Origin of the sequence: Bacillus massilinigeriensis, assembly GCF_900117315.1 — a bacterium.
GTDB classification, from domain to species: Bacteria; Bacillota; Bacilli; order Bacillales; family Cytobacillaceae; genus Bacillus_BE; species Bacillus_BE massilionigeriensis.
Window position 1 is genome coordinate 1,137,880 of sequence record NZ_LT630337.1, and the last position, 26,967, is coordinate 1,164,846.

The window sequence follows — 26,967 nt, forward strand, 5'->3', positions numbered from 1 at the left end:
TACATCACCTACAAACTAATCAAACTTCTAATTTTATTGATTAATCTTTCGAAAACTTCTGGACACTTTTCTATTAACTCGCTATCGGATAACCCTGATATAGCATCAATATGAGTACTTGGTTTACCTCTACCTAAAAATAGAGAGTTGTACCATACCATTAATTCATGTTGTTCCTCCGAATATGTATAGCCAGTTGCATTTTCATTTTTTAGTGTAGCTTGAATGGATGATATAACCTTTTTTCTATAATTATCTGGTTCAGTCTCTTTATCTGGCAATCTAGGTCCTATTCTCATTGTTTTTTTATATTCAGTCGGGAATCTTTCTAACATAAGAAAGTCAATATCTAACGGACTCGAAAAATAGACATTGTATTCTTCTAACATTAATATCCATGATGACAAAATAGGTACATCTATTTTCCATTCATGCATTTTATTAAATTCATCATCTGATAAAATCCCTCCTTTAACTTTCAATAATTTATTTCTATCGTAACCATTTTCAATTAGTTCTTTAATTACATACTTAATCCTACTCCAACCGCCACCACCACGTTCTAAATCTAAATCCAGCAACGTTATATGGGGGATATTTAATTGATTAAGTAATCTCCACATATGGTTTACGTGTCTTCCACCTAATGGAACTACTGAAATACCTGTGTCATATGAAGAAATTTCTTTTACCTTTAATAATTTTGGTAGAATTATTTCTTCAGTATCTCCTTCACCTAGAACTACAAGTTTTGAAAAGTAAACTTCTGGATATGCTTTAATAGCTTCTTTTATATATGTATATGCATCGGAACTTTTACTAGGCAGTATAATACTGTTAACAACAGTAGAACCTGTAGTTTTATCAATTCTTAAATGACATAACTCTTCTGGTGAAATATTTTTAATTATAGATTCACTATGAGATGTTAACAGTACTTGTGCATTGCTTATTTGGGATATCTCATTTAAGTTTTCTACTACCTTCCCCAACAAATGTGGAGATATATGATTTTCCGGTTCTTCAACAGCTAAAATTGTTAGTGCTGCACCTGAATTATTTGAAATTTTATCCTCTACCTCTAATAATGATGATACTAGGGATAAATAAAATAAAGATTGCAAACCGTCACCTAACTTATCTACAGTATAAGGATTAGATTCAACAGATGGTGAAAATTGCACCTCTATTTTACTTAGTATAGATTCTAGTGTAGTACTATTGAATTCAAGTTTAGCCTCATTATAACGTGAGTCACTATGGTATTTTTTCCACTGTTCTCCTATAATCTCTTTTACTCCATCTACGCCTTCAATACTATTGAATAAATCATTAACTGGACTCATTTCATCCTTTATTTGTTGGTTCATATCTTCTGGCCAACTGATACTTTTTAAAATTCTTGAAAGAATAGTCCCTGAAGCGTTCTTTAACTGTTTCATTGGTTCCCTAATGGCAGGAACGTAAAGCATTTGAATTTTGGAACGTTGATGGGGAGAAACTGGGAGAAGAGATTCTTCTGTAACTTCCTCACCTTCTGGAACATTTATAAAAAATAAGTTTTGTTGAATATCACCATCAGGAGTATTATCTGAATACCAATTACCTACCAATCTCATTCTTACATATGGTCTTTGATCTGAAGAATCTATAGTGAAATGTGAGAAAAATGGTGGAACACTGAACTCTCCATCATTCCCCTCATTCTCTAGTTCAGGAAATTCAATTTTGACTTCTATGTATAAACCCAATTCTTTTATTGTATTTATATCTACGTCATTAGGAATATTAAAGTCCCCTTTTACAAGTCTACGTTCACTCTGAGTTACACCAAACATTTTTTGCAGAGCCTGAAGTGCGGCTGTTTTCCCAGAACTATTGCTACCAATTAATGTTGTGATATCTGATAGATTAATTTGCTTCTCTGTCTCACCAAAGCTTCTAAAATTATTTATTATAAGTTTTGTAATTATCAATGTAAACTCCCCTCCATCTTATATTGTTTATAACGTCAATATTTAATCTAATTATACATTATTTTACAATGTTCGATAAATAAGACTACTCTAAATTGTTATTTTCAAAGAACAGCAAATGGAATACACCCATTTCAAAGCATCCTAATTTATTGTAAATTATCATGAATAAACAAGGAAAAGATGGCCTTGTTTCAAAATTATACAAAGCCAACTTTTCATTAATTTTTATGATTATTCCTTTTACTAGATACCACTCTCATATTCATAAACTCTAGTAAATTACACCATTATGTCATTACCATCTACTAAGGCTCATTACTCTTTTCATTTGAAGCACTAATCGATTGTTCTCATCAAACACCAGTGGCTCATTCTCCGGAAAAGTATATATTGTCTCCCCTGACTTCATCTTTTTTTGATAACGGATTGTTGCAATACCATGTGCTTCTTCTAGAGATAACGCATCGATAACACCCAACTTAACATCACTTTCCTCCGACGATTTCACTACATAATACTTATTCAAATAAAATCCCTCCAAAAAGTTATTTATAAAAAAACATCGGCAGGAATGCCACGATTACTTTCGTCACACATCCCACCGATGATTTTTAACTGATTCTTGAATCCAAAAGGTTCATCTATTAAATTTGTTTGTAAAAAGAAAAAGTAGATAAAATCTATCATATATTATTATTCTATCTTACACTTTGCCTCTTTTTAACCCTTTTCATTGTATTAATTTCCCCTAAAATAACAATTTCACTTAACTGATGATAGAGCTGATTGAAGCCCTTATTTGGTGTTACTTCCATAGGATCACTACGATTATGGTTAAGATAATAAAAAAGTCCCCCAGTATTGAAACTGGAGGACATTCCTTTTATATGGTTCCTACCAAAAACCATAAAATTTTTCGACCATAGAGGCCGCTTCATCGCAAATATTATTATTTCAAATTACTCGCCAAACTTCAATGATCCTTTATCAATTTCCCCTATACTTCACTAATTATGATCAATAAGAAAATGCCAAACACTGCTTTTTACTACTTACAAAAAGCATCATCTTACTATCCTAGCACAGAGAATCAAAAATCTCATTTTTAATCACTCATATCTTCTTTTCCATTATTATTTACAAAGTCTATATTATAATGCTCCAATCCTTTTATGAGCATAGATTCAGCATTACATTAATTTTAAGCGATCTTCTGGTACTTTCGTGTTTTAATGTTTTGTAAACCCTTTTTGATAAAAAGAATGTCTTTTTCTCCGTTAGTAATTCCGGGTCGATATTTAAATAGTCTTTGTACATTCTGTATTCATAATCAGCGTTGTTAAGTTATGAAAATTTCACCACACATACATCGCTTGAAATCATTGCTATGTTTTGACTCAATGATGTCGTTACACTTTTTACAGCGTACTTTGTTAACAAGTATTTTTTTCATAAGATCATCCTTTTCGAATTCCTTGTTACATTAAGGCAATAGAAAAGGATTTACTTCTATTGCCCTAGCGTACTAACAAATACATTATAGAGTTTTCTAAATAGCTCTATACATATTAATCACTTGATTTACTTGAAAAAATAACCGTCATTGTATTCTCCGGAGTCACTAGAACAGGCCACCAAAAAGAAGCACCTCTCCATTTATTTTCCCCTTCTTCCCCATTCTGGCGAAGCAATATTAACGAAGGAATGTCTTTGGCTACACTTTTGGCAATTCTTAGCTCGCCTTTTTCACCTTTTGGTGTATCAGGGGCATCTTCATATTTACCATCTTGTCGTATGCGGCCGATATTACGATCTTTCCTTACAATACACCATACATGACCAGCATTTTCGCTATCAGTGTTTAGTGACAAATATTCCATACTCGAAATAAATGATACCTCATCCCACGGTTCACCTACTGAATCATCATGCGTGCTTTTTATTAGATTAATAATTTTTGTTGCAGTTTCTATATCAAGTAAAAACGGATTCTCACTGCCATTGCCTTCTCGATCAATTATTTCATCTATTTGCGAGACAACGCTCGAAATATAAGTTTTATAACCAGTTTGGAACCCAACCGGTAGCAATCGTTTTAAAGGTTTCAGCGTTGTTGTTTTTGACAGCAAAAGTTTGTTTGGTGAACATGGGACAATCTGATTTTTTGAGTCCTTTTGAATAAATACAACACCGTTATCATGACTACCCTTTTCGAATGCTTCTCGAAGGGCTGAATCGAATTCCTGCATCTTTTTCATCACTTCATATATTCTAAGAGTTGTATAAAATCTTGTAACTGCCAAATCTTCAATTGGACGGTAACCAAACATACGAGAATGCTGCAGCACCGTATCTTGCTGGAATTTATTCGGGTTTCTTCCATAATAAAATCCGATTAAATTTCCAATCGTTATTCCTCTATCCAAGATTTGTCCGCCGATGAAAATGTTCAATGGTGTGCGTAATTTTAACTGGCCTGTTTCATCCAACAATTGACTAACATCTTTTTCTGAATTTACTTTTGTAATCATTAAATAATCTTTCTTTAATGCTTTCAAGACTTCATATTTAACATCCTCAAAAGACGGCATATAACAATCTAGTATATTTATAGATTCCTCAAAATCTTTATAAGACGTTAGAACTAAATCACCCAGAAGAATCGGATCTGTATCTACTGATGCTCTCAATAGTTCCTTAATTTCATTTTACAATCGTTTCTTGCCATTCGTGCGCAGCCTTTCCCTGCTCCGTGTGTACAATAAAGCTGTATTTTTTTAATCTCTCACCTTTATGTTGTTCCTGCAGCCTTCTAATAACTCCACCAACAATAAAATTCACAATGGCACTACGAATCGTATCAATTTTGCGACTTGTTAATGCTTCTTCCAATTTAAATTTTCGACGATCTGATTTTTTTAATACTAATAATTCATCCTCTAAAATAGGTTGATAAATATATGATGCAACAGTATTTTGATCTTCACTTTCTTCAAAATAGTAATCCCCGCCAATATACCCTTTATGTACAGGGACAAGTTCTGTGAATGCCGGTCTAATTGGTGTAAAAGTTTTGTTTGATCCCTCAATTCTTAAATCATCCGGTTGAAGATACAATGAATATGGTGTTGCAGTTACTTGTAGAAAATCGCTTTCAGCTAAGGTTTTACGAATTTCATCAATTTGACCAGCAATGACGTTGATATCAATAATCTCTTGTTTAGTCTTGGAAAATCCTATGCTAGCGAAATCCGCTTCATCATCAATGATTAGAACCTTTTTCTCAGACAAAGAAGGATATTGTTCAAAAAAAGCGTGAAATAATCGTTTTAAATTATTGGTTTCCTTTTTAACAACTAGGAGTAGTTTTTGATCTAATTCCCACTGACTTAAATTATCCGGTAGATTCATAATGTCATGTATTTGTATTTCATCATTACGGTAAAACTCATCAAACTCGGATTTTAGACGTTCATATGTTTGCTGTGCTAATGCCCTTGTTCCTTTTGTTAAAACAATAGCAACATCATAACCATTATCAAATGCCAAAGCTGTTATTCCAATAAATGTTCTTGTTTTACCACTTTGAATCTTTTCAAGCAACATGCCGGGTCTATTTAAACTAGTTTCCTTATCTAAAAGGTTCATTACGGTGTTCTCTATACATTTTTTTGTTTTTTCATCATATCGATTCTTTGTTGATAACCCACTATAGAAATAACCAGTCGTATCAATGACTTTCGTTTCCATCTCACATATACTCCCTTCATATTATTAATAAAGGATTATAGTAATCAAATCCTTTTTTAAATGATTTGGCGATATTTAAAACAAAAAATTAATTAGTTTTATTTCTTAAATTTTACAGTAAAACTTAGGAAATGAACAATAATGCCTTATTAGAATTAAAAAAGAAAAATGCATTTTAATCGAGAAATACCATATATTTACTACTATATTATAGACTGTTTCAGGTAATTTCTATGTTAAAATATAGGAAGGATTACCTAAACTATATAACCACTATTCATGAGGTGTTAAATATGTCAACTTACCCATTGAATGAAAAAGTTTCCAGATTAATTCAATATATAAACGAACTATCGCAGCTAAGACAAAAGCCAGTATTAAGTTACCGTAATTATGAGGATATTTTATGGGTTCATAAAGATATTCCAAATGAGCCAGAAACCTCTGATGCCTTTCGGAATTCATCAGACGATTGGTTATATGTAAAAAAACCAAAGCATCCAAAGGCGCCTAACTTATCAAATGAGTTAAGTGATTGGGTTGTAATAGATACCTATGAATTAACAATAACTGTACGTGAATCAATACATAAAGAAGAAATTATTGATGAACAACTTGAGTTCACTGAAGTTTTTTTAAAGGACCTACCTGAAACTCAAAATAATATCGATAATTTTATAACAGAAAAATGGGATCCATTTGTAGCTGAATCCGAACGTGTCAAAAAAATACAAAATTTGTATGATAACCTATTTGCTATTTATCAAAACTTGCAGCTTAATGCAGAATCTCTTGAGCTTGTTTTAGGAATTGGATTATTACAATGGAAAACTGATACGAGTAACCTTGTCGAACGTCATGTACTCGTAACAGCTGTAGAGTTATTTTTTGATAAAGATAGAGCAGAATTCACCATTACGTCAACTTCAAAGGGAAAAACATTTGAATACGAAGAAGATATGCTACTAGTCGAAAACAGATTACAAGGTGATGACACTAAAGAAGTACAGAATTTATTAAGTGAATTAGATCCCGAAAACGATTTATTACCACAATTGGAAACAATTTTAAATAATATCTCGAATGCAATTGATTCTCAAGGGACGTATATTGATACACTTGATATTCCTACTATACAAAAAAAACATGCTCCAACTATATCGTTAAGTCCTGGGTTCATCCTACGCAAAAAAACACAGAAAAGTTTTAAAAAGGCTTGTGAAACTGCAGTTGAGCAACTCGAAAATATTGCAAACGATTCTGATATACCAGTAAATCTAGCTAATATGTTTCGGAAAGAAATCCAATCTGATAATTATACTAACACTACTGCTGAAGATAATAACAAAACAAATAGTGTGAAACATGAATTTTACTTTCCTCTTTCTGCTAATGAGGAACAAAGACGAATTATTTCCACTTTAAATAGTAAGGATAGTGTCCTAGTACAAGGACCTCCCGGTACAGGGAAAACTCATACCATTGCAAACTTAACTTCACATTTACTTGCAACTGGTCAGCGTGTGTTAATTACCAGTCAAACTGCAAAAGCATTAAACGTAGTAAAAAGCAAGCTGCCTGAACAGTTACAAGACCTAACTGTTAGTCTCCTTGGTGGCGATTCCGCTTCCATTAAAGATTTAGAAAAAGTAGTTGGCACAATCTCACTTAATAAGGAGAGACTTAGTCTTAGGGAACAATCTGCATTTGTAGAAAAGGAAGAATCTAGACTTTCTCATCTCAAGCAGCAGTTAAATAAAACCAAAACCGAGTTATTTGAGATTCGTGAAAGCGAAACTTATGTACATGATTTCAATCCAACTTATAAAGGTACTGCCTCCCAAGTCGCAGACAAAATATATAAAGATAAATCATTTTTTGATTGGTACACTTCTAATGTAACAATACAGACTCCTAGTTCTTTCTGCGATCAGGAGAAACAATGTGTATCAGAATACATAAGTCTGAAAAGTATGTATTCCGATGTGTCTAAAGAGTATGAGCAATATGAATATCCTACTATTCCTAAAGATATTGATTTTAATTTTATTCTTTCAGCTATTGAAAGAGACCTCCAATTATTATCTGAATACGAATTATTAAAATTCAAAGAAAGTGAAGAGCATCAAAACCTGTTAATAGAATTATCAAGTGATGACCGTACTTTGCTTCAAGATAAATTACAAAAATTAGATGTTTTAAAACATCAACTTTTGTTTAGTGCATATCCTGTGTTAACTACAGTTTTAAATGATATTTTCAGCAACAGAGGTCATATTTGGCTAGAAATGAACACTAGAGCAAAAGCGTTAATTAAAACCATAAAAGTTCATAAAGACAAGGTAGATGAAGAATTATTTGAAACAGGGAATCTATCATCTGCTATTTTGAAAAAAATGACAGAAGATTTATATGCTCATATACAAAACGGTGGTGACTTAGGGAATTTCCTGATTAAGCCCAAGGTTGTCAGTCAATATAAAAAACAACTAAAACAAGTGAAATATAATGGTCAGTTTATAAAAGATAAAGAACACGTGGTATTATTACATTCATACACCCAACTACGCATTGCTAAAGAACAGTTGAAAGAAATAATTATCCCGACATTTTTATCAAGCTTCGTAAATCCGATCACTGCTCTAGGTGAAAGCGAACAAGTCATTGAGCAATTAACAATGGCTTTAAACATCCATGACTGGCGAGAAGACTTGCTGAATATCTTTTCGTTTTTATCTAAAGATTCTTTTAACGATGAAATGATCAAAAAGCTAATTGAAAACATAACAATTATTGAATNGTGATTTGAATCGAAAGCACGCTTTTCCTTTCGATTCAAATCACCAGGTCAGCAAGCGCAGCGCGGTAGCCTTGACTAAGCTAGGGCATTGAGAAAATTCTATTAAAATACTAAAGTAGCTAAATGCGACAACTATATTGACAAACACCGAATTAAAAAAAGCTATTCAAACCAACAAATCTATACTTGACCAAATGATTGATACTTTAAAAGGAGCTATTACAGAAAAAACACATCCATTATATGTTGGATTATTAAACAGTGTCCAAAATCGAGATTCTAATAAATTTAAACAACAACACAAACTATACAGCTATTTTCAAGAAGTTAAAAGCCGTGATGAAAAAGTAGATACTATTTATTCACATCTATTGAAAGACTCAACCACTTTAGCGAAATCACTTAGCGAAACTTATACTAACCCTGTTTGGGAACAAAGATTAAAATCATGGGAAAAGGCATTTCAATGGCAACAAGTAAAACGTTGGCTCGATGACTTTTCTTCGCGAAACGAAAGTGATTTGTCAAAGAAATTCGATGACACAGAAAAACAAATTAAACAGGCAATTATAAATATCGGAACAACGAAAGCTTGGATTAATATGCTCCAATCCATGACTGATTCACAAAATATGCATTTAAAGGCATGGGCAAAATCCGTTAAAAATATGGGGAAAATGACCGGAAAAAATGCACCAAAGTATCGTGAAGAAGCCCAAAAACATATGGAATATTGTATTGATGCCATTCCTGCTTGGATTATGCCATTAAATCAGGTATTTGATAATTTTAAAATTAAGCCAAACCTATTTGATGTTGTTATTATAGATGAGGCGAGTCAATCGTGGCATGATGCCATACTATTACAATATATAGCAAAGAAAATGATTATTGTTGGAGATGATAAACAGATTAGCCCAACTATTATCGGTGTTAATGAAAATGACATTACAAAATTACAACATAAGTATTTTTCGGATATAAACTTTGAATTCGGTACGGATTTAAACTTAAAGAACTCCTTCTTTGATATTTGCTATATCATGTTTAAAGAAACGATAACGCTGCGTGAACACTTTAGGTGTATGCCAGAAATTATCGGGTTTTCGAATTCGATTTCGTATCAGGATAAACCACTTATTCCTTTAAGACAATACCCAGCAAATCGATTAGAGCCAATTAAAACTGTTTATTTGCCTGAAGGTGTACGTGTCGGATCTTCCCAAAATGCAACTAACGAAGTGGAAGCAAATGCCATTGTTGAACAAATTAAAGAATGTGTATTTGACAAAAAATATGACGGGAAAACAATTGGTATCATTTCTTTACAAGGTTCTGCACAATCTAAACTAATTCAGGATAAGTTGCTTAATATACTAGGTGCAGAAATTATGGAAGAAAGAAAGATAATCTGTGGCGATGCATACAGCTTCCAAGGTGATGAGAGGGATATTATCTTTCTATCGATGGTCGCCGCTAAGGGTGAAAAACGAATTACTCCACTAACTGATGACAAAGCCCGACAAAGATTCAATGTTGCCGTCAGCCGTGCAAAGGATCAATTATGGTTGATGCACTCAATCACCGTAAATGATATTACTAATAAAGATTGCATGCGATATCAACTATTATCCTATATTGCAAATCCTTTAAGAGAAGAAACAGAGTCAAATCGTTTAAAATGTGAAAGTGAATTTGAAAGAAATGTCTTCGATCAAATTACAGGTAAAGGATATAGAGTAATTCCACAATATGAAGTCGCAGGGTATAGAATTGACATAGTTGTTGTAGGCGAAAAAACTAAATTAGCAGTGGAATGCGATGGAGATTACTGGCACACTTCTCCTGAAGACCGTGAACGTGACTTCCAAAGGGAACGAGTATTACAAAGAGCTGGATGGACCTTCTGGCGCGTTTTAGGCAGTACTTACTACTATAACCCTAAAAATGCAATGGAAAGTCTTTGGGCCAAGCTGAAAGAAATGGATATACAACCATATCTGGAATGGCAGAAAGATGAGGAATTAAACGAAGTAAATTACAAAGTTGATTCAACTAGTAGTCATCCAAGCCTAAGTCTGGACGATGAAGAACTGGCTTCACTCAATAGTTATACTGTTTCTGATATAAAAAGTGACAAGATTTCGAACTTAAATATTAATGACCAAAGCAAAGAATCTGTATCAACAAAGAAAACTGTACAAGTGTTAGAAAAAAAGGTTGCTTTAAAAACACCTGCAGAAACATTAAATAAAACAAACCCTACAGATGAAACTCGTGAAATTAAAAAGCTTTCTCAATCTCAATTGTTGAAGGAATTAAAAAATAAAGGATTTAAAGTAATCGATCATCGATATATATCTGAAACAGTTTGGCTGGTTGGTGGAGAAGAACTTCGTCCTTTTGTAGAAGTATTTAAAAAAATGAAAGTCATCTTCCGCTATGTAGAAAAGGGACATAGCTTAACTCATTACAAGCCGTCATGGTTTGCAAAAATAAAACCTGAAAAGGAAAAAAATTAAAAGGGAGCCAAAGCGGGGGCTCCCTTTTCAATCTAATTCTGGCATTTTATTAAGAATCTCTTTTAAATTTTGAAGCTCCGAAAGTGAAAGTGTAATCCCCTTGCCCATCTTTTGGTGTTCTTCTGCCCAGTCCCTAATATCATACTTAGGTTCTCTCCCATTCCAGCTCATTAAGTTAAGCTCTTTTTTCCATCCTTTATTGCCTTCTGAGAGTACAGCAAGAGTTTCAAAAATTTCAAATTTGATTTCAGCCATATTTATCACTTCCTTTAATTTTTCATAATTCCTTTCTATTTTTTTCTTATATTATTAGGTAGCTATTAAAGGATGATAGTAGACCATTCACTATCATCCTCTTTAAGATTAGCTCCTTGAAGAAACTCTTAATAAGAAGTCTCCTACATCACTTTCTGGGCCTTCAAATGCTACATTCGTATTAATAGCTTCAAAATGTTTTCGAGCAAACGAGATTTTCGATTGCTCTTCTGGACGTAAGAATCCAAAAATATCTGTTCCTTTTGTTTCGATTACAAAATAAAGCTTTTCAACACCATCTTTGTTAATAACAGCAGCCCAGTCTGGGTTATAGCTACCAACAGGGGTATCGATTTTAAACCAGTTTGGAAGCTTGACATACACTTTGACATTTTCATCTGATTCAAATCGTTTTGCAAAGCTTTCCTCAATATCTGAATCGTATATAACATGATCATATGGAGATTTTGTACTTTCAACGGCATTATCATTTAAATATGCCAGTAATTCTTGGTTTTGGAATAACTCAACTGCATAAAACTCATCATCCATTTTGTAATATTTAATGCCATCCTGAAGAATAAACTTCATTTCCCGCAAGATTATTTTCGAAACTTCATCAATAAACTTTTGTGGATTATTTTTAAAGTCGTCTAATCGTTTACTATTCGTTAGGATTTGGACAATTGTTTTACGAGTTAAATTTGTTCGATTTTGTAGTTCCGTTATCACGTCAGGTAAGGTGTGCTGAATAGATACATAATCTTCGACTCCTTCTTTTACTGTTACAGTCTCTAAACCTGTTAACCGATCCATTGAAGAAATAGCATCTTTCCGGCTAATTACCCGTACCTTTTCGATTTTTTTCATTTCTTGAATGCTATCGACTGCTTTTTTTATTAATTCCTCACTATCAAATTGAATGGAGTAAACAGTTTTATATTTAATTTTATCCCACAATTCAATGAATTCTTTGCTATCGATAACTGCTTTATTTAATTTTACTTTTTTCTTTTTCGAACCATCTTTAATTGGAAGACGCTCTGTAATCCGTTTTAATTCAATCATAATTGCTTTATTCCATGGTTGAAATTCTTCAGGAATATCTACGTCATAGTTCTCAATTGCTTCTTTTAAAAGAGTTGTAGCCTTATCTTTTTCATTAATATAGTCTTTCGCTTTAAAATCTTCATATAGTTTTTTCGACAAATCGTAACCTAACTGAATAGCTTCATCAGTTTCTTTATTTATATACGCTAACTTCGCAAAGGTATGTTTTTCAATTTTACCAAATGTAATACCTGATTCCTCTTCAATTTCATTTTGCAGATTGGTTACAAATTCCTCATACGATTCATTCGCCATAACGGTTAGCGTATTGACACTGTAATCAGATTCACGTTCACCATTTTGATTTACAGAAAGACGTAATCCACGACCAATTTCCTGTCTGCGACTAACATATGTTCCACCAGAATCCTTTAACGTACAAATTTGGAATACATTTGGATTATCCCAGCCTTCACGTAAAGCTGAGTGTGAAAATATAAACCGAAGCGGTTCATCAAAACTCAATAATTTCTCTTTATCTTTCATGATTAAGCTGTAAATATCTGTATCAGCTTGCGTATTCCCTTTTGTATCTTTTAATTTACCCTTCTTATCTTGAGCAAAATATCCATTATGGATTCTTTCAACATCGATATCAACATCAATCTCTTTAAATAAAGTATTATATTTTGGTTTCTTAATAAGTTTTTTGTATTCCTCTTCAAACATTAAAGCATATTTCCCTTTTATCGGATTACCATCTTTGTCATAATCTCGATAATTGGCTACCTTATCAATAAAAAATAAACTTAATACTTTGATGCCACGGGGATTTAATCGTAATTCTTTATCTAAATGCTCTTCTATTGTTTGGTGGATTTGATATCTTTTTATCGTATCATCATCAATATCGCCAATAGCATCTCCAATTCTTAATAAGTGTCCACCAACCTCAATGGATTCATTACCCTCTGTCCAATCAATTTGTTCGATTATATGATTTCGATATAATTCGCGGTCTCCTGAAATATCAAACAAGTCGTCTCCATACTTTACAGTTTTTGTCGTACGTTTTACTTTTCCTTTCGTTTCTACATCAAGTTCTACTTTTGCTTTTCTTTCTTTTACCTCTACCAATTTAATGTATGGTTGATTAAATGACTCTTGGGAACGAATGGACATAACTTCAATCTTTTTAACTAATCTTTCGTTATAAGCATCTACCGCATCAAGACGGTATATCATATTATATTTATCAACATGAGTTGCTGAATAGCGTAATGTACATAAAGGATTTAATGAAGCTATTGCCTCTTTAGATTTATCCGTTGTATCAACGCTTTGTGGCTCATCGATGATTACAATTGGATTCGTCTGCTGAATGAACTCTATCGGTTTATATCCATTTAACCGGTCATTTGGACGGTGAATGACATTTGCCTTATCTTCTTTTTCAGGGTCTTCAAAACTTTTACGGAATGCGTCAATATTGATAATCATTACTTGAATCGTTGTTGCTGTCGCAAAGCTACGAACTCGATCTAACTTGTCCGAATCATAAATAAAGTATTCTAAAGTTTGGTTATCATAAAGTCTTTTTAGATGTTGTTCTGTAATTTGTAGTGATTTATATACCCCTTCACGGATAGCAACCGATGGAACAACCACAACAAATTTTGTGAAGCCATACTTTTGATGTAATTCATAGATAGACCGTAAGTAAACATAGGTTTTCCCTGTCCCGGTTTCCATTTCAATTGTGAAGTTCATACCCTTTAAATTTTCACTACGAGGTAGTCCATTTTTAATTTGAACCCCTTGGACATTTTTCAAGATTTCCTCTGGTGTTAATTCTAAACGATTGCCAATCCCTAATGCCGTCTGAATAAGGCCTGCATCTTCACCGTAGGATACTGTGAAATTGGATTGACGAATGGGTTGTCCTTGAAAAATATTGACTACTGAATCAATTGCTTGGAGTTGATAAGATAAATCAGATTGAAATTGCAGCTTCATTTCTTACACACTCCTTACATCAGTAATTCCGTTTTTCTTCAACGTTTGAATAGCATTTGTTTTCACTGAATCATCTAGGAAACCAGTTTCTTTGAATATTACCTTTACATCAAAATCTTCTGGTTTTAGTTTAATTAATACACGCACGGTATCTAATTCAATTTCATCTTCTAAACATAAAAGAACAGAGCCAAACCCAACATTATAAATAACCTTGCCGTTTACATTCACTTCTTCAATTGGGGTTGTTAATGGAACACCTATTTTTAATAAAATTTCAAACAACAAATCTTCTTTTGAACGGTCCTTTTTAATATTATCTTGTAAATCAAATAAATTTTGTTCAAGATTTTCATTATCTGGATCCCAAAGTTTCACATTAGAAGAATCAAGTTTAAACACTTTGAATCCAATATCCAAATCCGTTTTTTCAGTATCTGCTACAACTTTATCTCCTGCACGGCGTATACGTTCTTTCCCTATCTCGCAAATATTTTTGTAACCTGCTTTATATGCTTCAGATTTTTCATCTGTTAATTCAGGTAGCTGAATCATAATGAATTTTCGTTTACCATTATCCTCAGCATTTAATTTCATTACAGCATGAGCTGTTGTTGACGAACCTGAGAAAAAATCTACCACTATAAATTCTTTATCAACTTTATCATTTATCTCATTTGAAAGTAGATCTCGTATTAATTTTGAAGGTTTTACAAAATCAAATGGTGAATGACCATTAAACAGTTCTCTAATCTCTGATGTGCCATCCTGATTAAATGGACCGTTTAACAGTGATAAGGGCTTACCTCTTCTCATATTACCGTGTACATCTTTTAAATATGCTTTTGACTCAATAGTATACGTACCATCATTTTTTTGTTTAAATTCAACCAGATTATCCTTGATAGCAGCTTCCATTCTTTCTTTTGACCAAACCCATTGCTTCTCAGGCCAAATTTCAACTCCATTATAATAAACTGGATAAACTAAGTTTGGCCTGTCTCCTAAACTTTTTGTCATTAGTGGTTGTGTTCTATATCCACCTCTTAGTTCATATTTTTCATCCTTTTTTACATATTTTGCTCTCTCAGTTTCTCCTAACTCTGAAGTAATATTATTTATAGGTGTTTTACTGTAACAGAGAATATACTCATGTACTTCAATAAACGCTTTAGTTTTAGCACCCGAACCATATTTATTTTTCCAGATAATTTCCTCCACAAAATTTTCTTGTCCAAATATTTCATCACATGCTTTTCTAAGATTATGGATTTCATTATTATCAATTGATATAAAAATTACTCCATCTTCTCTTAATAAGTTTCTTGCTAATTTTAATCGTGGATACATCATATTTAGCCAATCAGTATGATATCTTCCGTTTGTTTCAGAATTCGACTTTGTAGTTTGATTTGTAATTTGTTTATAATTTTTTACATTATCTCTGAAATCATCTTTATAGACAAAATCATGCCCAGTATTGTACGGAGGATCTATGTATATCATTTTCACTTTACCAAAATACGATTTTTGAAGGAGCTTTAGGACTTCTAAATTATCCCCTTCAATATAAAGATTTTCTGTTGTATCCCAGTTCTTACTTGATTCCTTATCTGGTCGTAATGTTCCGGTAGAAGGTGTTTGAGCTAATTTCAAGCTTTGTGCTTTACCATGCCATGTGAATTCATATCTTTCTTTGTTTGTTTCAATTTCTTCTCCTAAAACAAACTTCAACTTTTCAAAATCAATCTTCCCTTCTGTTACCACTTCAGGGAAGAGTTGCTTTAATGCATTGATATTTTCTTTTGTAAGATCAAGTGATTTTCCATCAAGCTTTTCCACTTCTAATTCTCCTCGTATATTATGTTTAGTCCCTTTTATTTGAGGACCGTAATCCCTACTTTTCCTGTACAAAATAAATCAAATTTCTTGGGTGTCCCGAGATATTTCTAGATAATGAGATTAGGATCATTTGGGACAATTCTTTATCCCCCTGTGGGCTTAACCACATTTAAAGACTGTTTCTCAGTGTTCGTGCGGTGCTTCCTACTCGCAGGCTGTTCTCCCTGTTCTTCGAACCTAGATGGTAGTAGCTCTAGGGCGGCTTTCGAACCAGGGCAAGTTCTGATACACGAGGTTGCTGGTCGGCGTTCACACTAGAGATATCTCAGGGCATCCTAGAAATGTACCTATGATTCTAATTTGAAAGGAGGGGACACCCCATGAAATTATTTGTTGGCTTAGACATTAGTTCTTTTGATATTAAGGTTTGTATTTTGGGCGATGAAGGAGAGAAACTTCAATCCTTTTCTGTCTGTAACGATCTACCTGGCGCAACAGAACTCCGAGATCGTATTTTAGAATGTACCAAAAATCAAACCATTCAAGCGTTAAAAATTGGACTGGAATCCACGTCCGTCTATAGCTTTCATCCATCGATGTTCCTACACAACGATGAATCTCTTAAAGCTTTGGGAGCCCGAGTGTTTGTCATGAATCCCAAACAGATTGCTAACTTTAAGAAAAGCTATTCCGATATGGATAAGACGGATGAAATTGATGCGTTCGTTATTGCTGATTATCTTCGTTTCGGACGTAACTCCATGTCCGTGGTGAAAGAAGAACAGTATATTGCTTTACAACAATTAACTCGCTCACGTTACCAACTTATCCATCAAGTGGCTAGAGAAAAACAACATTTCTTACAACATTTGAGTTATAAGTGTAATACCTTTTCACTAGAAGTGGATTCATCTGTATTCGGAAACGCCATGATGGAAATGTTCTCCGAAAAGTTCAGCCTAGACGAACTAGCAGAAATGCCATTAGAAGATTTAGCCCATTTTCTTCAGGAAAAAGGGAAAAATCGATTTAATGACCCAGAGTGCGTGGCGAAATCCATAAAAAAAGCTGTACGTTCTTCCTATCGCTTAGACAAGGTAGTCGAAGATTCCATTGACGTTCTCCTTGGCACATCCATTGAAGTGATTCGAACCCTTCAAAAACAAGTGAAGGAGATTGAAAAGGCAATTGAACGCATCATGGTTGGCCTAGAAGAGAGACAGACTCTTCTATCCATTCCTGGGATCGGACCAGTCTTCACAGCTGGCATTATCGCTGAAATTGGCCAAATCGAACGCTTTGAAGATGAAACAAAAGTAGCCAAATATGGTGGCCTTTACTGGCGAAAACACCAATCTGGACGCTTTACCGCAGATGATACTTCCCTTTCTCGCAACGGGAACCAATATCTAAGATATTACTTAGTTGAAGCCGCCAACTCAGTAAGAAAGCATATACCCGAGTACCAAGAGTACTACGAGAAAAAGTACAAGGAAGTACCGAAACATCAACACAAAAGAGCACTCGTTCTAACTGCAAGAAAATTAGTGCGTTTGGTAGATGCGCTACTACGCAATCACCAAATTTACACGCCGAAAAGGAGCGTGAATAAATGACGCATAAGCGTTAATTCATCCTTTTTCACTAATTCCAGTAATTAACAAACTATTACTGGTTTAGTTTAGTGCTGCCTTTTTTCTGAAATTTTGATTCTTGATAACAAAATACTAATTATCTTTTGGTTGACATATTACCGCAGGTCTCGTATATCAATTCTTCATAATCAAAACTTTGGTTGCTATCCATTGTATCGTAGTATTTTTTGTATAAAACGTCCATTACAGCTTCATTCTTTTGTAGTTTTTCTGATACAAGGAATTTTTGCTCCTTTTCTCCCTGATACACATAGATTTCTGAGCTAAGTTCATCTCCTCCTCCAATAATATACCGGGAAAGTTGATATTCAAATAAAAAGTAACTTTCATGCTCCATATAAATAATCATACAGTTTCTAACAGCTTTAGATAAACGATGAAAATCCCGATCATAATCGGAATTTGACTTAGTATTTATTACTATACCTGCTTTTTTACACTCTTTACAAAGATGTTCACGGTGACCTCTACCACTAAATTTTTCATTAGGCAGAAAATCCAATCCCCACATCCTTTGCAGAAATGGCCTTGTTTCTTACTTGTCACTCATAAAACTCCCCATTAATAGTTATTCAAACCTTACCTAATTAATATTTTATCACCTTCGTAAACCAATACGCTATTAAGCATATTCATTCAGGAATATAGTTGATAAAGTAGATGAGGGAGAAATAAGTATGATTGTCCCTTGGCACTCTGCAGACTGCCTTTTCGATTCATTCGTTTGCGCCGCGGTCCCAAATTCTTGTTCTTATTTTCCTTCTTCTTCCCCATTACTAATAACCTCAAATCTTTATTCACTATTGCAGCATTGTTCAAACAGATTATCTTTTTCTAGCAAAAGCGAAACTCACTTTTTCCAGTTCATCTATAAATGCCGGACGCCTTTTATTTTTTAGTTTTAGCTCATCAATGATGTCAGTTGGCTGTCCTAGACTACAAGCCTTTCTAAATTGTTTTATTATGGAAGCAACGCTTTGATATTGCTTCCGATTAGAAGCAGATTCTGCTTCCTTTCGGATATATTCAATAAAAAGATTGTTCACCTCATCAGGGTATCTTTCTTCTAAATAGGGATAAAGTTCTGTGATCGTGGATGCCTTGGCTTTACAATATTCAAGAATATGCTCCGTTAAATTTTCTTCTTTTATAATAGAAAGGTATGTGTAAGAACGATTCTTTTGGCTTTGGAACCAGGCAATTATATTTTTTAATTTTACTTGCCATTCATCCGGTGAGTAAAGTCCTTTTAATTCTGCATAATAGTTAAAATCGTCGTGTTGTAAAAACTCTAGTGCTAGTCTTTTTTGTTTATCAATGTCACCCATCAGTTTATACGCTTGATAACGATATTCTTTAAACTTTTTAACAGATCCATTCCACTGATTTGCTGCCTCTCTTTCCCCATCTAATGCAAGCTGAATGGCTTTGTTATATTCTCCTTTTTGCATTGCTTTTGTGATTGCCTGTTCACGAAAATAGGGGTGAACAATATTTTCTTCAATAAATCGTTCCGCTTTTTCATCCTCATCAAAGTTTTCAATTATCTTTAGCTGAAGTTTTTTCAATTCAATTATTTCATAACTCGAACGCCAAGAATCTGTAGATACGGTTTTCATCATTCTTGATAACCGGTCTTCTAATGTACTGCGCAATTCCTCTGCTGCACAAAAGTGCACACAAACCCTTAATAAATCAATACGCCACTCACACCAATCGTCATATCTTTCGTTCATAGCTTCTTTAATCAGCGTCTCAAAAAGCTCTGCTTTTTCATGTAATGGGAATTCATCCATTCCCTCACAAATAGCCCGATCAATCGTTTCAATACTCCAAGATATGATCATTCCAATTGAACCACTTGAATCATCTGCGTATTCTAATATTTCAACCGCATTCGCTAAGACGGTTATTCCTAATAAAACAGCTGTTTTGTAATTTCCTTCATCCGCTTTCGTTCGGGCTTTTTCCAAGACCATCTCAGCCCCCTCAAGGGCGTAATCAACCTGATTCCATTCGATATAGCCCTTTCTACTAGCTCGACGTATATATTCTTTAATTAATCGATCACTCGATAAAAGTTCATTTTCACTTTTTGAATAGGTAAATAATAGCCTTTTTTCAATATCCGGGCGTTCATCCGCGATTTCAAGGAGGATACGTATAAGTTCCTCTTTATCTAGACTTTGTAGCAGTGAGGGTAAGTCCTGCTTTATTTCCCCTGGTATAGGAACACCCTTCTGCTCGCGAATAGCAAAAAGGACTGCTGCCATATGTTTGCATAATTGATCGTAGTCGTAAGGACAGTCGCACGAAATTTCAGTTACATCCTCATTCTCACTTATAACCACATGTACATTATACATTTCCGTTCCGTCGACGCCTGCGACGTAATGATGTCCATCATCTGTTTCAAGACTAGTAATCAATTTACTGTGATAATAATCCAGGCCACGCCCAAGAATATGCTCCTGAAAGTAATTTTCAAAATTTGATAAATGCATCTCATTACACTCCTAGTGAAGATTTATTTCGTTTCTTTCAACTCTTTGAACTCTTTGAACCATCGTTTATCATTAAAGAGTTCACAGGCACCAAAGTACCCATGTAATTAAGGAACTGTGGGAAGAGATGAGAAAAGACAATTGATACCTATGAAAATTTACAGGCTTATTAGAAGTTAAGATCGTTGTGGTTTATGATATATGAAGGTTCCGATGCACGAACATCGACGTCAGCATCAGTTATTCGCGGTGCTGGTGGCTAATTTAATACTTGCAAGAAATAAGTAACTCACATTACTTTACGGCCAGGGTAAGTTACTTTTTTATAAGTAGATAGAAGTTCTAAGTCGCTTCGTAATAGTCTTATTATTATAATTGGTTACTTTAAGTGTAACTGTTCACAAACTTAACTTCCTGAATTTATATTTACAACAAAATAAGCCCAGTTAACTTTAGCTGGACCAGGATAACAGTTATTTGAATTTCACCAGTAAATTATATGCTGCTGACATTTCTGTGTGATGACCATTTAATATTCTCCAACTTCCATTAGTAACTGGCTAATTAGCTTTTCAGATATCCGAAACTTTTTCGAAACTAACACTTCTATCAGTGGTTTAATTTCATTAATCATTTCTTTTTGTTTCGCAAGTTTTAAAATACCGAAAAGACCTAATGGTTTTAGCATCAATGTTTCAGCAAAATTCCTTGCAGACTTTTCATCAATAATAACAATACTCACACCTAGTTCCTTGGCTCCAACGATTACTTCTAGCTCTCCTTTATGCAAACGTCCATAAGACTTTACTACAAAACCTTGATCTTTTACTTCATGGACTTTTATTAACCCCTTAGCCACAGCATCTCTTAATTCTTGTTTCCCGATTGCTTGTTCACTACCTTGTTTCACAACTTCATTATATACTTCTTGTGGAATATAAATATCAAACAGTTCCCACAGAAGATCAAGACGACCAATGATAGATAGCCCAATAATAGGACTAGTATTACATATCGCTTTCATCTTGTTTTCCTTTACCATCTTCTTTTAGAATAAAATCAATCGTTTCATCATCTTGCTTTTTATGTTCCTCTGTATACTCTGCCCAATGAATATTATGATTAATTAAGATTTGAATAAAATCTGATATGCTTTTACCACCCAGTTCAGCTGCTCGTGCAAGTGTTATTTTTCTCGCAGTAAACAAATACAAGGCTAGTGAAATATTAACATCTTCATCAATTGAATTTACATGTGCCCCTTTTAGAAAAGGTATGAATCCAGGATTAATTCCAACTTTTGCTTTTGATTCATCCATAGCCAATGGTACATTCCTCCCTTTAAACTCTTTCTTTCATTACATTATAACAATTAATGAATACTAACAGAAGAAATCTATTCGTAAAAGTCATAAAGTTACAAAAAAACAATTAACCATGTTCAAAATAAGACCCATTTAGTTGAAATAACATCTCCGAATGGTATTTCAGGTCGGATTTCAGCTTGGACTAAAATACTATCTATATTAGATAGACGATGAAAATCCCGATCATAATTGGAATTTGACTTAGTATTTCTTACTATACCTGCTTTTTTACACTCTTTACAAAGATGTTCACGGTGACCTCTACCGCTAAATTTTTCATTAGACAGAAAATCCCCACATCCTTTGCAGAAATGGCCTTGTTTCTTACTTCTCACTCATAAAACTCCCCATTAATAGTTATTCCAACCTTACCTACTTAATATTTTATACCTTCGTAAAACCAATACGCTATTAAGTATTACTAATTTCGCCTGTGTAAAATTTGTGTAAAATGATTTCAAAACCCACCTTATTCATCTGTATTTCCAAAAAAACAAAAACACTCACAAACATTGATATATCAACATTTGTGAGTGTTTTATCGTTCCTTAATTAAACTCATTTTCACCTAAAGATACCGGTGGTCAGGATCGAACCGACCCTCTCAAGAGAATGTATTCCTTTCAATAGGTTTTTTAATAAAATTCCAAATATGTCACTCACAGATTGCAATTCATTACTATACCTCTACGAAATCATACATTTATTGATTTTGCTGCAATTGTCCATCCAAGTCATCTTTTGTTTAGTATACATTCCCTGAAATTTATGTCTCTTAACCTATAACCTACAAACATTATATTTTTTGCCAAAAAATCTGCTCATAAACTAGTATTGCCTGCATTCAATAGATTGTTCATACTTTTTATCTTTTTTGATAAGACAACAGTTTTATTAAGGTCACCATGAAAAAATTAATATATGCCAACTCTGATAATTTAACTTCTGACTTTTAATTCTCTCCTCCAAAAGATATTCAAAGTGTTTTCACCATAATATAATCCACCTGCTCATCCTCCCCCATAAAAAAAGAATGAGTTCCTTCCTGAACAAACCCCATATTTTTATAAAAGGCGATTGCTTTATTATTTTCCTCCCATACGCCAAGCCAAATTTTCCTTTTGCCACTTTCTACGGCAGTTTCTATCGCTTTATTTATCAGAACTTTACCAAGTCCATTTTTTTGAAATTTGCTTTTGATATAAATCCTTTCGACTTCAAGTGTTTCATCACCCATTTCTTCCGTTTGGGCGTCATTGATATTGACCTTTAAATACCCCGCAATTTCATTATTAAGATAAACAAAAAAGAATTGAGAACATTTATTGGATAGTTCCCCTTCTAATTGTTTTAAATTAAAAGCCCCTTCCAGATAGGCATTTAAGTGTTCGGATGAATTCTGATCTTTAAATGTTTCGGTGAATGTTTCTATACTTATTTCTTGAAGTGTTTGCAAATCTTCTTGGGTGCATTTTATTACTTTTATCGTCATTTTAATATACAGCTCCATTCGAATAATCAGTAGGTTCTTTTATTTCCCTTTTTTACAAATTCCCAGTCAGTTTCTATATTTTTTCTTACTCTTTGAAGAAGATGGAATAGGTTCTCTGACTCCGACTCCGAAAGTCCTGATAAAGCTACAAGATTTGAATAATCATTTTCCCGCTTGATAAATGGATAAACGTCTTTCCCTTTCTCAGTTGGAAACAGCTTTTTTATTTTTTTGTTATGCGGATCGTCTTTCTTTTGAATCAGGCCATTTATTTCAAGTTTTTTTATTGCGCGAGATGCTGTGGTTCGATCAACTTTTATCATCTCAGCTAGCTTTTCTTGAATAATTCCTGGATTCTCGCATATTCGCACAAGGTACAAATACTGCCCCTTAGTAAGTTGATATTCTCTAAATTCTATATTACTTATTGAATCTAATGCCCTTGCGATCATTCCAATTTCACGAAGAATATCCTTCATATTTAACTCCTTTATACGAATTTTTATTGTAAACGCAACAAAAAGAAGCGTATATTTAATTTAATCTATTTTTATTGCAAATGCAACAATATTTATTCCACTTATTCTCTATGTAGTCGGGGTCACAGCAATTTGTAACAACTTATATGTATTATTCCCGTAAAAAACAGCCCGGACCACCATCCAGACTGCCTAACCTATTTCACAACCTTCTCCCAAACCATTTCACCCTTTCCTTTTTTAACAAATCTTCATTTCATAACTACATACGAAACAAACGCATTCATACATAGGAAAGAAACGGCTTCATAAAAAACTTATCAATAGGCATATGTCCAAATTTTACTAGTATGCTTTACAAACTAGCTAGCGTATACTACAATGAATTTAACTATTATGCAATGCAAACTAGTGAGGTGGGTAAATGAAGGAGACGCAATTATTAAAAGGCGTGCTTGAAGGTTGCGTGTTATCTATTATTAAGGAACAACGTGTATACGGATATGAGCTTGTGCAAATATTGCGAGATTATGGGTTTACTTCAATGGTAGGCGGGACCGTTTATCCTCTCATGCAAAAGTTAGAAAAACAAGGGTTAATCAAAAGCACGGAGCTCGCTTCACCTGATGGACCGAATCGAAAATACCTCTTTATTACGCCTGAAGGAGAACAACAGTTAGACGCTTTTAAAGAACAATGGAGCTCGTTGATTGTAAAAGTGAATAATATTTTGGAAAAGAACGGAGAGTGAGTGGGTTGAAAACAAATACTGCGGAACAATTAATTGAACAAAATAACATGCTACGAGAACAGCTAACCCCAGAAAATAAGTCGTACTATGAAGATATTCTTGTGTATATGAGAACGTTTGGATTTTTCTATGAGGAATTAGAAACTGAACGCCATTTAATGACAATCCTGCAAGATATTTTAGAAGCTCAAAAGAATGGTGAAACTGCGGAAGAGTATTTTGGTAAAAATCCAAAAGAAATCGTCGATCAACTAACAAAGGAATTTGATCAACCTTCGTGGAAATCCATTTTTAAGATGAGCGGAATGTTATTTTTAATTAGTTCTTTTTTCACCATCTCCGGAAGCTTTACTGCACCAACCTTGCAAGTCAATGTATTTGCTCTATTATTAAATGGGATTCTATCTATTGCATTGGTTTACGGCATCTTTAAATTGTTACATCTAAGTATTTATATAAAAAAACAATTTCCCAAAATCATTGAATTTTTCGTCTTGTGGCTCTTGCTGATGATATCATTTGGCTTATTTATCCTCATCCAGTTTTATGCACCGAAACAAGGGATAGTAAAAATTGGTTCCCCATATGATTGGATGGCCATTCTTGTTATTTTAATCATGGCAATTACCTATGTTTTATTCAAAAAGAAAAGAGAATTCTATGGAGGTCTTGCTTTTGTAGTCAGTCTAGGTATCTTTGGATTATTAGTAAGAATTCCACAAACAAAGGATATTTTTCAAGGCGGTCAAAACCCAACATTTATCGTCCTTGTCATCATTCTGCCCATTGCTCTCTTTGGACTAGTCGAATGGTTGCTCCATAGGAAAGAAGCATAGGGGCCGCCTTGGAAGCGCGGGGACGGTTCTTTGCTTCCAAACGTGACCACAATATAAAAAATGCTTTTGATTGAAGACCGAAAATGGCCCAACCACTTAACATTCATTTAATAAAGATGAAGTGTAGTGCTTTTCACTTCATCATGTTAATAAAGCAGGATTGCTAAATAGTTGGTAGAATAATAAATAGAGAGAATCCGTTTTATATTGGATTTATAGAGGGGAGTGTTTTGGAAATGAACCAACTAGGATTAACGGGGTCAATGGGAATTGGATTAGGGATATTCTCAACAATTATGTTGGCCGGATGCCTTTATTTTACTCTGACATACTTTGAGCACCTAAAACAGGAAGATCACCGTCTGATAAAACAAACAAAACTTTTTGCAGTCATTTGTCTTTTTCTAGCTTTAGTAGTACCTGTGTTTTATCAACTATTCCTATTCAATCAAATGATGCCTTGAGTAGTAAATCTGATGTAACAAAAGTAAACTACAAAACATGACAAATAAGGTCCAGGCGGAAATTATGCCACATTAACCATGTATCAACCCTTCCCTTGCTCTATTATTGAAAGACTATTTTCCTTTTCAAATACAAAAAAGTTGACAAAAATTTTTATTTATGCTATAATTTACAATTAAAATTATAACGTATATAATAAGGTTCTCCTGGCCAGGGGAACCTTATTTTTTTATATGGGAGAGAAATGGTATGAAAAAAAAGGAGTCCAGTTTAACTTCCTTGGTATCGGCTTTTGGTCGAGCCTATCACAGTCAATATGACACACCAAAGATATTTGATGATTTTATTGCAAAGGATTTACTGTCAAAAGAAGAGTTTTCAATGATCAGCAGGAATATGATTGGTGGAATACAATTTTTCAACAAGAATATCGGAGAAATGTTTAAAGATAACCCGGATGAAATTTTAAAATGGATTACACAAGTCCAGCTTTCTCCAACTCCCTTAGCACGTTCTGCCTATTGCGAACAAGTATTGCTTAATGAAGTAAAGCTAGGATTAAAACAGTATGTCATCCTCGGAGCTGGCTTAGATACTTTCGGTTTCCGTCATTCTGAAATGGAGCATAGCTTAGAAATATTTGAAGTTGATTATCCAACTACACAAGATTTTAAAAGGAAAAAATTAAATCAAGCTAATTTTTATATTCCGAATAATCTTCATTTCGTTCCCATGGATTTTACCACTAATTTTACTCAACAAGATTTAATAGATGAAGGGTTTGATCACCAAAAAACCTTTTTTAGCCTTTTGGGTGTTTCCTATTATTTAACTAAGGAGCAAATAGCAAACTTAATCAATCATATATTTGCTAACCTCCCATCAGGTAGCTCGATTGTATTGGATTATGCAGACGAAAACCTCTTTGTGGAAAAAGGATTATCTAATAGAGTTGAAAATATGGTCAAAATGGTCTCAGCCAGTGGAGAACCAATGAAATCTTGTTTCACCTATCTTGAAATGGAGAAGATGCTAGAAAAATCAGGCTTACTCATTTATGAACATTTATCACCAGCCAAGATAAATGAGCTTTATTTTAAAGATAGGACAGATTACTTATCTGCCTTCGAGACCATTCACTTTATCCACGCAGTGAAACAATGAAGCATGGGGACGGTTCTCTGCTTCCGACGAAGCGTGGGGA

23 protein-coding genes are annotated in these 26,967 nt (G+C 33.8%); 7 read left to right on the forward strand and 16 right to left on the reverse strand.

Annotated elements, in window-relative coordinates; all coding sequences use genetic code 11:
- Window positions 1–8: 8 nt before the first annotated feature.
- The 6 genes from BQ6100_RS05790 to BQ6100_RS21910 form a co-directional block, all read right to left on the reverse strand.
- Complete coding sequence (locus BQ6100_RS05790) at window positions 9–1,976, reverse strand: ATP-dependent nuclease (protein WP_075980762.1); 1,968 nt, start codon at window positions 1,974–1,976, stop codon at window positions 9–11.
- 298 nt (window positions 1,977–2,274) lie between these two features.
- Window positions 2,275–2,505, reverse strand: coding sequence for a hypothetical protein (locus BQ6100_RS05795; RefSeq protein ID WP_075980763.1), 231 nt, complete (start codon window positions 2,503–2,505; stop codon window positions 2,275–2,277).
- 172 nt (window positions 2,506–2,677) lie between these two features.
- Window positions 2,678–2,887, reverse strand: coding sequence for a hypothetical protein (locus BQ6100_RS21210; RefSeq protein ID WP_159433136.1), 210 nt, complete (start codon window positions 2,885–2,887; stop codon window positions 2,678–2,680).
- Window positions 2,888–3,318: 431 nt separating this feature from the next.
- Window positions 3,319–3,432, reverse strand: coding sequence for a DUF7695 domain-containing protein (locus BQ6100_RS22105; RefSeq protein WP_452082090.1), 114 nt, complete (start codon window positions 3,430–3,432; stop codon window positions 3,319–3,321).
- Window positions 3,433–3,547: 115 nt separating this feature from the next.
- Window positions 3,548–4,669: a Z1 domain-containing protein gene (locus BQ6100_RS21905; RefSeq protein WP_315970009.1), complete on the reverse strand. Its 1,122-nt coding sequence runs from the start codon at window positions 4,667–4,669 to the stop codon at window positions 3,548–3,550.
- 13 nt (window positions 4,670–4,682) lie between these two features.
- Window positions 4,683–5,729, reverse strand: coding sequence for a DEAD/DEAH box helicase family protein (locus tag BQ6100_RS21910; RefSeq protein WP_315970010.1), 1,047 nt, complete (start codon window positions 5,727–5,729; stop codon window positions 4,683–4,685).
- Between the two features lie 1,286 nt (window positions 5,730–7,015).
- Between BQ6100_RS21910 and BQ6100_RS22110 the strand changes: the two genes are divergently transcribed.
- Entirely contained in the window at window positions 7,016–8,533 is a 1,518-nt protein-coding gene (locus tag BQ6100_RS22110; RefSeq protein WP_452082091.1) for an AAA domain-containing protein, read from the forward strand.
- Window positions 8,534–8,666: 133 nt separating this feature from the next.
- Window positions 8,667–11,051 (forward strand): AAA domain-containing protein, encoded by a 2,385-nt coding sequence (locus tag BQ6100_RS05815; protein WP_075980766.1) that lies wholly within the window; start codon window positions 8,667–8,669, stop codon window positions 11,049–11,051.
- Between the two features lie 27 nt (window positions 11,052–11,078).
- Here the strand turns inward: BQ6100_RS05815 and BQ6100_RS05820 are convergent, their stop codons facing one another.
- From BQ6100_RS05820 to BQ6100_RS05830, 3 genes are all read right to left on the reverse strand, one after another.
- Window positions 11,079–11,306 (reverse strand): YdbC family protein, encoded by a 228-nt coding sequence (locus tag BQ6100_RS05820; protein ID WP_075980767.1) that lies wholly within the window; start codon window positions 11,304–11,306, stop codon window positions 11,079–11,081.
- Between the two features lie 108 nt (window positions 11,307–11,414).
- Entirely contained in the window at window positions 11,415–14,372 is a 2,958-nt protein-coding gene (locus BQ6100_RS05825) for a type III restriction-modification system endonuclease (protein WP_075980768.1), read from the reverse strand.
- A 3-nt stretch (window positions 14,373–14,375) separates the two neighbouring features.
- Entirely contained in the window at window positions 14,376–16,214 is a 1,839-nt protein-coding gene (locus BQ6100_RS05830; RefSeq protein WP_075980769.1) for a site-specific DNA-methyltransferase, read from the reverse strand.
- Between the two features lie 380 nt (window positions 16,215–16,594).
- Here BQ6100_RS05830 and BQ6100_RS05835 point away from each other — a divergent pair, with 380 nt between their 5' ends.
- Window positions 16,595–17,830, forward strand: coding sequence for an IS110 family RNA-guided transposase (locus BQ6100_RS05835; protein WP_075980186.1), 1,236 nt, complete (start codon window positions 16,595–16,597; stop codon window positions 17,828–17,830).
- A 115-nt stretch (window positions 17,831–17,945) separates the two neighbouring features.
- Here the strand turns inward: BQ6100_RS05835 and BQ6100_RS05840 are convergent, their stop codons facing one another.
- From BQ6100_RS05840 to BQ6100_RS05870, 7 genes are all read right to left on the reverse strand, one after another.
- Window positions 17,946–18,371 (reverse strand): hypothetical protein, encoded by a 426-nt coding sequence (locus tag BQ6100_RS05840; protein WP_075980770.1) that lies wholly within the window; start codon window positions 18,369–18,371, stop codon window positions 17,946–17,948.
- Between the two features lie 322 nt (window positions 18,372–18,693).
- Window positions 18,694–20,373, reverse strand: coding sequence for an SWIM zinc finger family protein (locus BQ6100_RS05845; protein ID WP_075980771.1), 1,680 nt, complete (start codon window positions 20,371–20,373; stop codon window positions 18,694–18,696).
- 529 nt (window positions 20,374–20,902) lie between these two features.
- Complete coding sequence (locus BQ6100_RS05850; protein WP_235816494.1) at window positions 20,903–21,415, reverse strand: DUF3368 domain-containing protein; 513 nt, start codon at window positions 21,413–21,415, stop codon at window positions 20,903–20,905.
- Entirely contained in the window at window positions 21,381–21,692 is a 312-nt protein-coding gene (locus BQ6100_RS05855; protein ID WP_235816572.1) for a UPF0175 family protein, read from the reverse strand. Before BQ6100_RS05855 ends, BQ6100_RS05850 begins: the two co-directional genes overlap by 35 nt.
- Before the next feature lie 122 nt (window positions 21,693–21,814).
- A complete protein-coding gene (locus tag BQ6100_RS05860; protein ID WP_075980774.1) occupies window positions 21,815–22,075 on the reverse strand; it encodes a hypothetical protein in 261 nt (86 codons plus the stop codon).
- Between the two features lie 641 nt (window positions 22,076–22,716).
- On the reverse strand, window positions 22,717–23,232 hold the full coding sequence (locus BQ6100_RS05865) for a GNAT family N-acetyltransferase (RefSeq protein ID WP_075980775.1): 516 nt from the start codon (window positions 23,230–23,232) through the stop codon (window positions 22,717–22,719).
- A gap of 26 nt (window positions 23,233–23,258) precedes the next feature.
- Entirely contained in the window at window positions 23,259–23,711 is a 453-nt protein-coding gene (locus tag BQ6100_RS05870) for a MarR family winged helix-turn-helix transcriptional regulator (RefSeq protein WP_075980776.1), read from the reverse strand.
- 424 nt (window positions 23,712–24,135) lie between these two features.
- Between BQ6100_RS05870 and BQ6100_RS05875 the strand changes: the two genes are divergently transcribed.
- From BQ6100_RS05875 to BQ6100_RS05890, 4 genes are all read left to right on the forward strand, one after another.
- On the forward strand, window positions 24,136–24,462 hold the full coding sequence (locus BQ6100_RS05875) for a PadR family transcriptional regulator (RefSeq protein ID WP_075980777.1): 327 nt from the start codon (window positions 24,136–24,138) through the stop codon (window positions 24,460–24,462).
- Window positions 24,459–25,298 (forward strand): DUF1129 domain-containing protein, encoded by an 840-nt coding sequence (locus tag BQ6100_RS05880; protein WP_235816495.1) that lies wholly within the window; start codon window positions 24,459–24,461, stop codon window positions 25,296–25,298. The genes BQ6100_RS05875 and BQ6100_RS05880 overlap by 4 nt, the downstream gene beginning before the upstream one ends.
- A 236-nt stretch (window positions 25,299–25,534) precedes the next feature.
- Complete coding sequence (locus BQ6100_RS05885; protein WP_075980779.1) at window positions 25,535–25,762, forward strand: hypothetical protein; 228 nt, start codon at window positions 25,535–25,537, stop codon at window positions 25,760–25,762.
- A gap of 250 nt (window positions 25,763–26,012) precedes the next feature.
- Window positions 26,013–26,927 (forward strand): class I SAM-dependent methyltransferase, encoded by a 915-nt coding sequence (locus BQ6100_RS05890; protein ID WP_075980780.1) that lies wholly within the window; start codon window positions 26,013–26,015, stop codon window positions 26,925–26,927.
- Window positions 26,928–26,967 lie beyond the last annotated feature (40 nt).